The organism is Pararhodobacter sp. (assembly GCF_034676545.1).
Lineage (GTDB): Bacteria > Pseudomonadota > Alphaproteobacteria > Rhodobacterales > Rhodobacteraceae > Pararhodobacter.
On record NZ_JAUCBZ010000012.1, the window covers coordinates 1 to 11,831 of the forward strand.

An 11,831-nucleotide genomic window follows, 5' to 3' on the forward strand; every position below is an offset into this window, starting at 1 on the left:
CGGAACATGACATTCCGAAGGGCCCATCTTCTTATCTAGCAATCTGAGGATACGGCTCAACGTTGACAGCTGTCAACAACGTCTTTGGGACGCGGGGTCGAATTTTGCCGCGTGACAGCGAAAATGAATCACATTTCCCTGACCCCCTTCGGGCGTCAGCCGATGACGGCACGCCTGATTCACAGCCAACAGCTTGCGCAGGCCCCTGCCCCGCAACCCAGCGCCGACAAATGGACGATCCTGCGCGATCTCACCGCCGCGCGCGCCGCCTTTGGTATCACCGACCGCGATCTTTCGGTGCTGGCGGCGCTGTTGTCCTTTCACCCCGATGCGGCGCTGAAAGACGGCGCGCAACTGGTCGTGCATCCCTCGAACGCCAGCCTGTGCGACCGCGCGCATGGCATGGCCGAGAGCACCCTGCGCCGCCATCTCGCCGCCCTGGTGCGCGCCGGCCTGTTGGCGCGCCGCGACAGCCCCAACGGCAAGCGCTATGCGGCACGCGGTCAAGGCGGTCAGGTGCAGGCGGTGTTCGGCTTTGACCTGCGCCCGCTGCTGGTGCGCGGCCCAGAGATCGCCGCCAAGGCCGATGACGCGCGCGCCGCGGCTCTGCGCCTCAAGCGGTTGCGCGAAAGCGTGGTGATGCTGCTGCGCGACGCGGGCAAGCTGGCGGCTTGGGCGCGCGAGGAAATGGGCGGCAATTTCGACGCGATCGAGGACGGCGTGCGCCTGGCACAACGCGCCTTGCGCAGGCGGCTTGAGGCCGACGACCTGCGCGACTTGCGCGATCAGGCCGCGGCGTTGCTGGGGCAGGTCAAGGCGCGGATAAAATGTCTGGAAACACCGGATATGCACGGCAAAGACGCTCAAAATGAGCGCCACTATCAGAATTCAAGGACAGACTCTTATGAATCTGAACCTTGCTTGGAACAGCAAGAGGTTTCGGCCTCGCACCCCTCCGAACCGGCTTTGCCCCTGGGGTTGGTGTTGAAGGCGGTGCCAGAGATCGCGCTCTATGCGCCGGACAAATTACACACGTGGCACGATCTGATCCGCGCCGCCGATATCGTGCGCCCGATGATCGGCATCAGCCCCGATGCCTTTGCCGAGGCGCAGCGCATCATGGGTCCGGGCGTGGCGGCCATCGTCATTGCCTGTATAGTGCAACGCATGGACACGATTTCCCGCCCCGGTGGCTATCTGCGAGCCTTGAGCGCAAAAGCTGCCGCAGGAACCTTCTCGCCGGGGCCGATGGTGATGGCGCTGTTGCGCGCCGAAAGCAGCAGAGCAGCCTAGAAAGGGCGATAAATGCCGGAACAAGGCCGCCTCACGCAGATCATCGCCAATTGGCCCGGGAAAAGCGCGCTGTTGCCCGGCGGCCCGGAACATCCCGCCGTGTATCACATGCTGGATGTTGCCGCGGTTGCCGAGATCCTGTTGGGGCCCCTGCCCCACGCGCCCGCGCTGAAACAGGCGATGATCCTGTTCACCGCGCTGCATGATCTTGGCAAGATCGGTGATCCGTTCCGCGCCATGCTGCGCGACGGCAAGCCGCAAGGTGTTGGCGCACATTGGGAAATGACCGAAGTGTTGTTGACCCATCACACCGCGCGGTTGCAAGATTTGGGCGGCACCGAGCGGCAAAGACGCGCGCTCTATGCCTCGTGCGCCGGGCATCACGGCCGCCCGCCGCGCGCCGAGGGTCACGGCCTGACCCGGATGCTGGACGCCGCCGGACCCGCCGCGCGGGCCGACAGTGGCACCGTCATCGCCGCGTTTTCCGCGCTCTGGCCTGAGGCATCAATTCACGACGCCGATATCACCGCGTTAAGCTGGTGGCTGCCCGGCCTGATCGCCGCAGCCGACTGGATCGGCTCGCACACGGATTGGTTTGCCCCCTGCCCCGCCGGACCCGATCTTGCCAGCTACCTCAACCGTGCGCGGGCTTTGGCCAAGGTTGCGGTGCGCGAGGCCGGGTTGGAAACGCGCGGGATTTCCAACGCCACGCTTTTTGATGTCACCCTGCGCCCGATGCAACAGGCGTGCGCGACCGTGGCCTTGCCAGACGGCCCGACGCTGGCGATCATCGAGGACGAGACCGGCGCGGGGAAAACCGAAGCCGCGCTGATCCTCGCGCATCGCATGATGCAGGCGGGCAAAGGGCGCGGGCTGTTCTTTGCCCTGCCGACCATGGCAACCTCGGACGCCATGTTCGCCCGCGCGCGCGGCATGGTTTCGGGTCTTTTCACCGGCCCGCCCTCGCTGGTTCTGGCGCATGGGCGCGCCGCCCTGTCGGATGACTTCCGCGCTTTGCGGGGCGGCGTCGGCAACACCCCCGATGCGCCGACCTGCTCTGATTGGCTGGCCGACAACCGCCGCCGCACGCTCTTGGCAGATGTCGGCGTTGGCACGGTTGATCAGGCGCTTCTGGCCGTGCTGCCGACGAAACATGCCTGCCTGCGCCTGTTCGGCCTGTCCTGCAAGATCTTGGTCGTTGACGAGGTGCACGAACTCGGCGAGCCCTATATGGCAACCGAATTGGCGCAATTGCTCAGGGCGCAGGCGATGAATGGCGGCTCGGCGATCCTGCTGACGGCGACGCTGCCGATTGACCAACGCGCCGCCTTGATTGCCGCGTTCGAGGCCGGTGCCGGGCGTTCCACGCTGCCCGATACTGATCCGGCCTATCCCGCGCTGACCCTTGCGCATGGGGCCACGCGGCGTGACTTTGCGCAAACCACTGGCGCACGCGGACCCATCTCTGTGGCGCGGGTGCCCGGATTTGCCGAAGCTGTTGCGCTCTTGACCGACAAGGCCCACGCCGGGGCTGCCTGTGTCTGGGTGCGCAACGCGGTGGACGATGCCATCAAGGCTGTCGAGGCCCTGCGCAGCCATGGCATCGCGGCCGATCTCTTGCATGCGCGTTTCGCCCTGTGTGATCGCAAGACGCATGAGCAAGCCGCCTTGGCCCGGTTTGGCAAGACGGGACAGGGCCGCGCTGGCCGTGTCCTGGTGGCAACGCAGGTGGTGGAAAGCTCGCTCGATCTCGATTTTGACGTGATGGTCTCTGACCTGGCACCGATGGCCGCCCTGATCCAGCGCGCCGGGCGGCTGTGGCGTCATATGGATTTGCGCCCCGCGACTGACCGCCCCACCCCGATTGCGACCCTGCATGTCGTGGCACCTGATCCTGATTGTGTCGACACCGCGCGATGGCTTCACGATGTCCTCGACGCGGGCGCGTGGGTCTATCCGCAGGATGTGCAGTGGCGCACGGCGGACACGCTGTTTCGGGTCGGTCAGATTGTCGCCCCGTCCGGATTGCGCGCGCTGATCGAAGCGGTGCACGGCCCCAAAGCCGCGCCAGTGCCCGCCGCATTAGAGCGGGTTGAGTTTGAGACCGAGGGCAAGTTTTTCGCCTCGCAAAATTTGGGGCGGCAGAATGTGGTCAAGCTGGAGAAAGGCTATCGGCTTGGCGGCGCAGGGTTCGAGGACAGCGACTATCCCACGCGCCTGGGGCGCGAGCAACGGGTCTTGGTTCTGGCGCGGCGTGTTGGCGACGGTCTGCGGTTTTGGGCCGAGGCTGGGTCAGATGTTGACAGCTGTCAACTCTCCGAAGTGACCGCCAGCGCCGCCCGCCTTGGTCAAGTGTCGTTGCCGGATCAGGACACGCCCGAGATTGCCCGACTGATTGCCGCGTTGCCTGATTGGAAGCAAAAATCCATTGCCGTGTGCCCGGTCCGCGAGGATGGCACGATCTGCGAGGGGTTGCGGTATCGCGTTGATAAAGGGCTACTTTTTACCGCCAAGGAAAACGCTTGAATGAGTCACCTCAAGATTGCAGGATGAGGGTCTAGTAGCTGAATGGTTGTTTCCATGCGTCTGAACCTCATCACCGACCCGTGGATTCCCATGCGCACCAAAAGCGGTGCTCAGCGGATCATTGCCCCTTGGCAGATGGCGGCTTCCGATCTGGCATTCCCCGACTGGCCACGGCCTGATCTGAATATCGCCTGTCTCGAATTTCTGATTGGCTTGGTGTTTCTCAGTGACCCTCCAAAAGACCCCGGGGATTGGGATGCGGGCCGGTCAGAACAGAGACTAAAGCAGCGGTTAGAGCCTTATTCCGCAGCGTTTGAACTCTCTGGCGAGGGGCCGCGATTCCTGCAAGACCGTGCGCCGCTCGATGGCGATCCGATCCCGCCGGACATGCTGTTCATCGACAGCGCCGGGGCGAATTCTGCCCGCAACAACGCGGATCTTCTGGTGCACCGCGACCGATACGCCGCGCTCGATCCGGCCCTGGCGGCGATGGCGCTTTATACGTTGCAGGCCTTTGCGCCGACTGGCGGCGCGGGCAATCGCACCTCGATGCGCGGCGGGGGGCCGATGGTCACGCTGGTCGATCCGGGGCAGGGGGTGTGGCCGCTGATCTGGGCAAACGTGCCCGAGGGCGCAGCGGCCCCGATCGAGGCTTTGCCCTGGATGCGGCCGACCCGAACCTCCGAGGCGGGGCAGCAGGTTTTTGAGGCGCAAACGCACCGCGTCGAGGCGTTCTTTGGCATGCCGCGCCGGTTACGGTTGGTGGATGACGGCGCGCAGATCACGGGTGTGGTGCAGCGTCCCTATGGCACAAATTATGCGGGCTGGGTGCATCCGTTGACCCCCTATTACCGCCAGAAACCAGGGGCGGAGTTGTTGCCGGTTCATCCCCGCGCCGGGGTGTTTGGCTATCGCAATTGGCTTGGCATTGTGGCCGCTGATCCAGGCAATGAATTGCACCAACGCGCCGAGGTTGTCGTCGGCTGGCATGATCGTGGGCAAGGTGCTTTGGCGGATGTTCTGGTGGCCGGTTGGTCGATGGACAACATGAAGCCGCGCGATTTCACCTATTCCCGCGCGCCGCTGCTGCAACTCGACCCCGAACGCGCGAGGCTTCTGGCGGGGTTTGTCGAGGCCGCGAGCGTCTTTGCCAGCGCGCTGCGCGGGGCCCTGCGCGAGGTGCTGGCCGAGGGCGAGGCCCGTGAGGCGCAACGCGAGCAATTTTTCCTGCACACGCAATCCGGTTTTGAAGAGGCCGCAACAAAGTTGACAGCTGTCAACTGCGATCCGCAGGCCGTGGCGCGCGATTGGTTGACGATGATGCGCAGCACGGTGTTGACGCTTTTCGAGGCGCTCGCGCTGCCCGGTCTGGATCAGCGCAACACCACCGCGCAGCACGCGATCGTTCGGGCGCATGCCAGCCTGCGCGCCACCCTGTCCGGGCGCGGCAAGCTGGGGGACGCGGCGTTTGCGATGCTGGGTCTGCCGGTTCCCGACGCGCAAAAGCCCAAATCACAAAGGAATGCCGCATGACAGGAGATGACCGCAGCGAGGCGATCCGTGATTGGTGGGCGCGTCACATCGGCAACCGCGAGGCCCCGGCCTCACGCGCCTTGGCGGCTCGTTTGGGACGGGCCGACCGGATTGGCGCGCTGGCTGAACCCGCTGTGCAGGTGCTTGGTCGTCAACTTTCGTTGCGCGATCCGGTGCAACTGGCGGCGCTGGCGCAGGTGCTGGCCGGTATTCGCGCGAATACGTCGCGGCACTTGCCACAGTTGCTCGGTGCGGGCGAGGTGCCGCCGCTGTCAACCCTGCGGTTTCAACGCCTGATCCGCGCGACGGACGATGAGCTGCCGCAAGCCCTGCGCCGGGCGCTGCCGATGGTGGAGCGCACCTGCAATGTCGGGGCTCTGGGGCGCGACCTGTTGTTGTGGTCACACCCTGAGCACGGCGAAAGCGTGCGCGCGCGCTGGTGTTTTCACTATTTTGGGGCCGCTGCGCCCGCTTCCCTTCAGCCTGAGGCCGAGACATGACAACCTTCGTTCAATTCCATTTGCTGACCGCCTACCCGCCCTCGAACCCCAACCGCGACGATCAGGGGCGCCCCAAGCAAGCCAGTCTTGGCGGCGCACCGCGTTTGCGGCTGTCGTCGCAGTCGATCAAGCGGGCGCTGCGCGAAAGCGCGCCGTTTCAGGCCGGGCTGGCCGGGCATTTGGGGACGCGCACCAAAAAGCTGGGCGTCGAGCTGGAAACCGAGTTGATCGGGCAGGGGGTTGAACCCACCAAAGCGCGCGAGGTGGCGGTTGCCGTGGCCGCGGTGTTCAGCAAGCTGGAAACGCCCAAGAAGGGTGCTGCGCAATTGCCGGTGACAACGACGCTGGCGTTTGTCTCGCCCGAGGAGTGGGGGATGGCGCGGGATCTGGCGCGGAAGATTCTGGCTGGCGAGGATCTGCCCAAGGATAAGGACTTGAAAAAGCTGGTTCTTCGCCGTGCCGACGGCGCGGTTGATGTGGCGATGTTTGGTCGGATGCTGGCGGATGACCCAGAGTTCAACCGCGACGCGGCGGTGCAGGTGGCGCATGCGATCACCACGCATCGGGCGCTGGCCGAGGATGACTGGTTCTCGGCGGTCGATGATTTGAACCGGCGCGAGGATGGGCCGGGCGCGGGGCATCTGGGCGAGACGGCGTTTGGTTCGGGTGTCTATTACCTTTACGCGTGCGTCAACGTGGATCTCCTGGTGGAGAACCTCGGCGGCGACCGGGTGCTGGCGGCCAGAGGGCTGGAGGCCTTGGCGCGCGCCCTGGCCACGGCGACGCCGCGCGGCAAGCAAAACAGCCATGCTCACCACCCGCGCGCCGCCTATGTGCGGGCCGAGCGCGGCAGCCAGCAACCGCGCGACCTGTCCGGGGCATTTTTCGCGCCGATCAAGGGCGATGATCTGCTGGCGGCCTCGGTGCACGCGCTGGAGACGACGCTGGCGGATATCGACGCGGCTTACGGGGCGACCTGTGACGACAGCGCGGTGATGCGCGTGGGGCAGGGGGGGACGCTGGACCAGATCGCAGGATTTGCGGCGGCTTCCGCCAATGCCTGAGCATCTGGTTTTCACGCTCACCGCCGCACTTGGCGCGATGGGGGATCTGGCCGGGCATGAGCGGCGCGGCTCGCTGGCCTGGCCGGGCCGTTCGGCGATCCTGGGGCTGCTGGCGGCGGCGCTGGGGATCCGGCGCGACGGCGATTTTGCGGCGCTCGATGCCTTGGGCGTGGCGGTGGCGGTGTTTGACGAAGGCGTGCCGCTGCGCGATTTTCACACCGCGCAGACCGTGCCCAGTGCCGCCGTGAAGCGCCCGCAATCGCGGCCCGAGGCTTTGGCACTGGCCGGGCTGAAGGTGAATACGACCATCTCGCTGCGCGACTATCGTGCGGGATCTCTGTTTGGCGTTGTCGTTTGGGGCGCAGGGCTTGCGGCGCTGCGGGATGCCTTGGACCGGCCGGTGTTCACGCTGTATCTGGGGCGCAAATCCTGCCCGCTGGCCGCCCCGGTCGGCGCGCGTCTGATCGAGGCCGAAACCCCCGAAGCCGCGCTTGACGCGCTGCATCTGCCGCCGTGGCGGCGCGGGGCGGTGGCGCGGATGTTGGCCTGTGACGCGGATCAGGACGCGACCGGGGCCGGGCGCATCGAGACCCGCCACGACCAACCCCGCGACCGGGCATTGTGGCATTTCGAGGCGCGGCATGTCAGGCTGCGCGCCGTGGCCATCGCGCCGGGCTCCAACCCGAGGGGGGACAGGGCATGACGTTGTATCTGTCGCGGTTGCAGGTCTCGCGTGACCCTTCGATTGCCGCGCTGTCGGCCTTGATCGCGCCCGACGACACCGCCGCGCGCACCGACGCCAATCACCGGTTGCTGTGGTCGGCCTTTGCCGGCGATCCCGACGCCACGCGCGATTTCCTGTGGCGGGCGGATGGCAAGGGGGCGTTCGTGGTCCTGTCCCATCGCCCGCCCAACCCGTCGCCGCTGTTCGAGCCACCGGACATCCGCGCTTTTACCCCGGATCTGCGGGCAGGCGACCGGCTGGCCTTTGTGCTGCGCGCCAATGCAACGCGGCAGCGCAAGGGCATTGGCCGCGTTGATGTGGTGATGGACGCGTTGCATGCGGTGCCAAAGGAGCAGCGGGCCGAGGTGCGCATGCGGATCGCGCAGGAGGCTGGGCAAGCGTGGCTGCAAGGGCAGGGCGCGCGGGCTGGGTTCACGGTGGATGCGGTCACGGTCGCGGATTACGCGGTGCTGGCCTTGCCGGGGCAGGGGGCGCGGCGCAAGGGCCAGCCGCAGTTCGGTATCCTGGAGATGAGCGGCACGCTCACCGTCACCGACCCACCCGCGCTGCTGGCCAAACTGGCGCAGGGCTTTGGCCGGGCGCGGGCGTTTGGCTGCGGCCTGATGCTGATCCGCCGCGCATGACGATGCCCGGCCTGCCCCCACCACGCCCGATCCCGATGCATGACCGGGCGCAACTGGTGTTTGTGGAACGCGCGCAATTGGATGTGCAGGACGGGGCCTTTGTCGCGGTGAACGCGGATGGCACACGCACCCATATTCCGGTGGGGGGCCTGGCGGGCTTGATGCTGGAGCCCGGCGCGCGGATCAGTCATGCGGCGATTGCCCTGGCGGCGCGGGTTGGCACGCTGGTGACCTGGGTTGGCGAGGGGGGCGTGCGGCTGTATTCGGCGGGGCAACCCGGCGGAGCGCGCGCCGATCGGCTGCTATGGCAGGCGCAACTGGCGCTGGACCCTGCCGCGCGGCTGCGGGTGGTGCGCAAGATGTACGCCCTGCGCTTTGGCGACGAGGCCCCGGCCCGGCGCTCGATTGACCAGTTGCGCGGCATCGAGGGGGTGCGGGTGCGCGAAAGCTACGCGCTGCTGGCCCGCCAGCACGGCGTTGACTGGAAGCGGCGCAAGTATGATCCCAAGGATTGGGAGGCCGGCGATATCCCCAACCGCTGCCTGTCGGCGGCGACGGCGTGCCTGCACGGCTTGACCGAGGCGGCCGTTCTGGCTGCCGGCTATGCGCCTGCCATCGGGTTCCTGCACACCGGCAAACCGCTGAGCTTTGTCTATGACATCGCTGATCTGTGGAAGCTGAGCACCGTCGTGCCCGTGGCGTTCCGCATTGCCGGGCAGCACGCCAAGGGGCGGCTGGATATGGTGCCTGACCGCGCTGTTCGGCTGGCCTGCCGCGATGCATTCCGCAGCAGTGGGCTTTTGGCCAAGATCATCCCGCAGATCGAAGACGTTCTGTCCGCCGGCGACTTGCCGCGCCCGGATCCACCGCCCGAGGCGCTTGGCCCGGCCTTTGACGACGAGAGGTCCGGCGATGATGGTCATCGTGGTTGAACGCGCGCCTCCCCGGCTGCGGGGGCGGCTGGCGGCCTGGTTGCTCGAGGTGCGGGCCGGGGTGTTCGTGGGCGATTATTCGCGCCGCACGCGGGAACGGATCTGGGAACAGGTGGTGGCCTTCATCGACGAGGGCGACGCGGTGATGATCTGGAAGGCGCCCACAGATCAGGGCTTCGACTTTGCCACCGTCGGCCGGAATCGCCGCATGCCGGTTGATTTTGACGGGCTAAAACTGGTCGGCTTTGCGCCAAAGACACGCGACCCGTAAATCGGTACGCTTTTTGACAATTGAAAAACTGCATGGAATCAGTATCCTGCCGCAAGTCTGTTCCCCACCCGCGTGGGGATGAACCGGCGCAGAGTCCGATCTGTCGGATGCGGCCACCCTGTTCCCCACCCGCGTGGGGATGAACCGGGCCACCAGTCGCAAGCCCGCGCGGGTTTCGTCTGTTCCCCACCCGCGTGGGGATGAACCGCGGATCTGCGGCGGCTGAGTATCGACCAAACGCTGTTCCCCACCCGCGTGGGGATGAACCGTGGATCGCGGCGAACTCCATTCCCTCGCGCTACTGTTCCCCACCCGCGTGGGGATGAACCGGGCCACCGCTACACCGTGGCGCAGTGGATCCACTGTTCCCCACCCGCGTGGGGATGAACCGCCCATCGGGCTGAGTCCTGAGATGCCGTTGCGCTGTTCCCCACCCGCGTGGGGATGAACCGCGGTGCCACGACGGTGCCAAGCAGCGAGCCGACTGTTCCCCACCCGCGTGGGGATGAACCGATCGTCGTCGGCGAGATCCCGATCCTGACGATCTGTTCCCCACCCGCGTGGGGATGAACCGATGGGGCTGATGAATTTGTTTCGTCGCGGTACCTGTTCCCCACCCGCGTGGGGATGAACCGCGGCGGCGTCAGGCCGTCGCATGGCGCTCTGGCTGTTCCCCACCCGCGTGGGGATGAACCGCCGCTCTGCATCGATGGCGTCAATTATCCGTCCTGTTCCCCACCCGCGTGGGGATGAACCGGGGGGGAATCGGCATGACCAAGGAAAACCGCTCTGTTCCCCACCCGCGTGGGGATGAACCGACCAGGACGAAAACGCCGCCGCCCGTGCCGCCCTGTTCCCCACCCGCGTGGGGATGAACCGCCGTCATGCAGCAGATCAGGGGCGGCGGTATCCTGTTCCCCACCCGCGTGGGGATGAACCGCAGCGAGCCGAGCGACAGGGGGAGGGGGGGGGCCTGTTCCCCACCCGCGTGGGGATGAACCGGCGCTGGCGTTTTTCAACCGGCTGCGCCTGCCCTGTTCCCCACCCGCGTGGGGATGAACCGATCGACCCGCTGATCGCGGCGCTCGATGCGTTCCTGTTCCCCACCCGCGTGGGGATGAACCGCGCCCGCGCGGGCCTCGGCACCTGCCGCCCCGCTGTTCCCCACCCGCGTGGGGATGAACCGCCGATCACCGTGGTCTCATCAACCCGCACGCCCTGTTCCCCACCCGCGTGGGGATGAACCGCCGCATGGAGGCCTATTGGCATCAGCGGCAAACTGTTCCCCACCCGCGTGGGGATGAACCGCCGGTGCATGTGACCACCAACATCCCGTCGAACTGTTCCCCACCCGCGTGGGGATGAACCGGCATACAGGCAACCGTTAGTTGACTGTAAACCCTGTTCCCCACCCGCGTGGGGATGAACCGGCGGGAAGGATAGCGGCCCACGTCGGAGTCGCCTGTTCCCCACCCGCGTGGGGATGAACCGACCGGGCGGTTCCGCGCCGAGGATGAGCCGCTCTGTTCCCCACCCGCGTGGGGATGAACCTGGCACGATGCAGGCCGCGTTCAGCCGGGATGACTGTTCCCCACCCGCGTGGGGATGAACCGATCACCGCCACGCAGCGCGGTGACGGATCTGTCTGTTCCCCACCCGCGTGGGGATGAACCGAGGCTGCGCGGTTGCGGGCGGGGTGCATCGCGCTGTTCCCCACCCGCGTGGGGATGAACCGCGTTCGACCTCGTCAAAATCGTGGCCCGCGCCCTGTTCCCCACCCGCGTGGGGATGAACCGCTGCGCAGCGCGTCGCTGACGCAGCCGGGCTTCTGTTCCCCACCCGCGTGGGGATGAACCGGGTCTCACGGCGCGCGGCATCCCACGATTGACCTGTTCCCCACCCGCGTGGGGATGAACCGGCTAAAAACACATACAACCGCAGAGTGCGGCACTGTTCCCCACCCGCGTGGGGATGAACCGACTTCATTTACGAGGGTACCCGCGATCTGGAACGCGCCATGCGCCTGTCTCGGGCCATTCGTGCCGGGACCGTCTGGCTGAATTGTCACAGCCGTCTGTTCCCCGAAGGGGAAACCGGCGGTTACGGGCAATCCGGGCTTGGGCGGCTGCACGGCATAGAGGGACTCAGTGACTTTCTGGAAACCAAGCACATTTATATCGAGCAAGGCTTGCCTGCATGACGGGCCGCATGACCTATGATTGAAACACATGACGGGGTTATCGTCGGCGGCGGGCCCGTTGGCATTGGTCCGGCCTGATGCGTTTGTCGCTTGGAGTGCGGATTTTGCGGCGAATCCGGCAGTTGTCTTGAAAACAGCGGTGGG

The 11,831-nt window shown here is 66.3% G+C and carries 10 protein-coding genes and 1 CRISPR repeat array; all 10 genes read left to right on the forward strand.

What is annotated here, in order from left to right:
• The first annotated feature begins 123 nt into the window (after positions 1 to 123).
• Positions 124 to 1,293 (forward strand): plasmid replication protein RepC, encoded by a 1,170-nt coding sequence (gene repC, locus VDQ28_RS02545; RefSeq protein WP_323034444.1) that lies wholly within the window; start codon positions 124 to 126, stop codon positions 1,291 to 1,293.
• 12 nt (positions 1,294 to 1,305) lie between these two features.
• Positions 1,306 to 3,819 (forward strand): CRISPR-associated helicase Cas3', encoded by a 2,514-nt coding sequence (gene cas3 / locus VDQ28_RS02550; protein ID WP_323034445.1) that lies wholly within the window; start codon positions 1,306 to 1,308, stop codon positions 3,817 to 3,819.
• Positions 3,820 to 3,873: 54 nt separating this feature from the next.
• Positions 3,874 to 5,352 (forward strand): type I-E CRISPR-associated protein Cse1/CasA, encoded by a 1,479-nt coding sequence (gene casA / locus VDQ28_RS02555; RefSeq protein ID WP_323034446.1) that lies wholly within the window; start codon positions 3,874 to 3,876, stop codon positions 5,350 to 5,352.
• Complete coding sequence (casB, locus tag VDQ28_RS02560) at positions 5,349 to 5,852, forward strand: type I-E CRISPR-associated protein Cse2/CasB (protein WP_323034447.1); 504 nt, start codon at positions 5,349 to 5,351, stop codon at positions 5,850 to 5,852. Before casA ends, casB begins: the two co-directional genes overlap by 4 nt.
• Positions 5,849 to 6,916, forward strand: a complete 1,068-nt coding sequence (gene cas7e / locus VDQ28_RS02565; protein WP_323034448.1) for a type I-E CRISPR-associated protein Cas7/Cse4/CasC — start codon at positions 5,849 to 5,851, stop codon at positions 6,914 to 6,916. Before casB ends, cas7e begins: the two co-directional genes overlap by 4 nt.
• Positions 6,909 to 7,619 (forward strand): type I-E CRISPR-associated protein Cas5/CasD, encoded by a 711-nt coding sequence (cas5e, locus tag VDQ28_RS02570; RefSeq protein ID WP_323034449.1) that lies wholly within the window; start codon positions 6,909 to 6,911, stop codon positions 7,617 to 7,619. The genes cas7e and cas5e overlap by 8 nt, the downstream gene beginning before the upstream one ends.
• Positions 7,616 to 8,284: a type I-E CRISPR-associated protein Cas6/Cse3/CasE gene (gene cas6e / locus VDQ28_RS02575; protein ID WP_323034450.1), complete on the forward strand. Its 669-nt coding sequence runs from the start codon at positions 7,616 to 7,618 to the stop codon at positions 8,282 to 8,284. Before cas5e ends, cas6e begins: the two co-directional genes overlap by 4 nt.
• The gene (cas1e, locus tag VDQ28_RS02580; protein ID WP_323034451.1) at positions 8,281 to 9,216 is read left to right on the forward strand and encodes a type I-E CRISPR-associated endonuclease Cas1e; all 936 of its coding nucleotides are present in this window, start codon (positions 8,281 to 8,283) and stop codon (positions 9,214 to 9,216) included. The genes cas6e and cas1e overlap by 4 nt, the downstream gene beginning before the upstream one ends.
• A complete protein-coding gene (gene cas2e / locus VDQ28_RS02585) occupies positions 9,197 to 9,487 on the forward strand; it encodes a type I-E CRISPR-associated endoribonuclease Cas2e (protein ID WP_323034452.1) in 291 nt (96 codons plus the stop codon). The genes cas1e and cas2e overlap by 20 nt, the downstream gene beginning before the upstream one ends.
• Before the next feature lie 57 nt (positions 9,488 to 9,544).
• A CRISPR array of direct repeats spans positions 9,545 to 11,466; the repeat unit is 29 nt; unit sequence CTGTTCCCCACCCGCGTGGGGATGAACCG.
• A gap of 26 nt (positions 11,467 to 11,492) precedes the next feature.
• Positions 11,493 to 11,687 (forward strand): aldehyde dehydrogenase family protein, encoded by a 195-nt coding sequence (locus VDQ28_RS02590; RefSeq protein WP_323034502.1) that lies wholly within the window; start codon positions 11,493 to 11,495, stop codon positions 11,685 to 11,687.
• Positions 11,688 to 11,831 lie beyond the last annotated feature (144 nt).

Coding starts and splice junctions, on each gene's coding strand:
- repC (WP_323034444.1), top strand. CDS start 124: ATGAATCACATTTCCCTGACCCCCTTCGGGCGTCAGCCGATGACGGCA.
- cas3 (WP_323034445.1), top strand. CDS start 1,306: ATGCCGGAACAAGGCCGCCTCACGCAGATCATCGCCAATTGGCCCGGG.
- casA (WP_323034446.1), top strand. CDS start 3,874: ATGCGTCTGAACCTCATCACCGACCCGTGGATTCCCATGCGCACCAAA.
- casB (WP_323034447.1), top strand. CDS start 5,349: ATGACAGGAGATGACCGCAGCGAGGCGATCCGTGATTGGTGGGCGCGT.
- cas7e (WP_323034448.1), top strand. CDS start 5,849: ATGACAACCTTCGTTCAATTCCATTTGCTGACCGCCTACCCGCCCTCG.
- cas5e (WP_323034449.1), top strand. CDS start 6,909: ATGCCTGAGCATCTGGTTTTCACGCTCACCGCCGCACTTGGCGCGATG.
- cas6e (WP_323034450.1), top strand. CDS start 7,616: ATGACGTTGTATCTGTCGCGGTTGCAGGTCTCGCGTGACCCTTCGATT.
- cas1e (WP_323034451.1), top strand. CDS start 8,281: ATGACGATGCCCGGCCTGCCCCCACCACGCCCGATCCCGATGCATGAC.
- cas2e (WP_323034452.1), top strand. CDS start 9,197: ATGATGGTCATCGTGGTTGAACGCGCGCCTCCCCGGCTGCGGGGGCGG.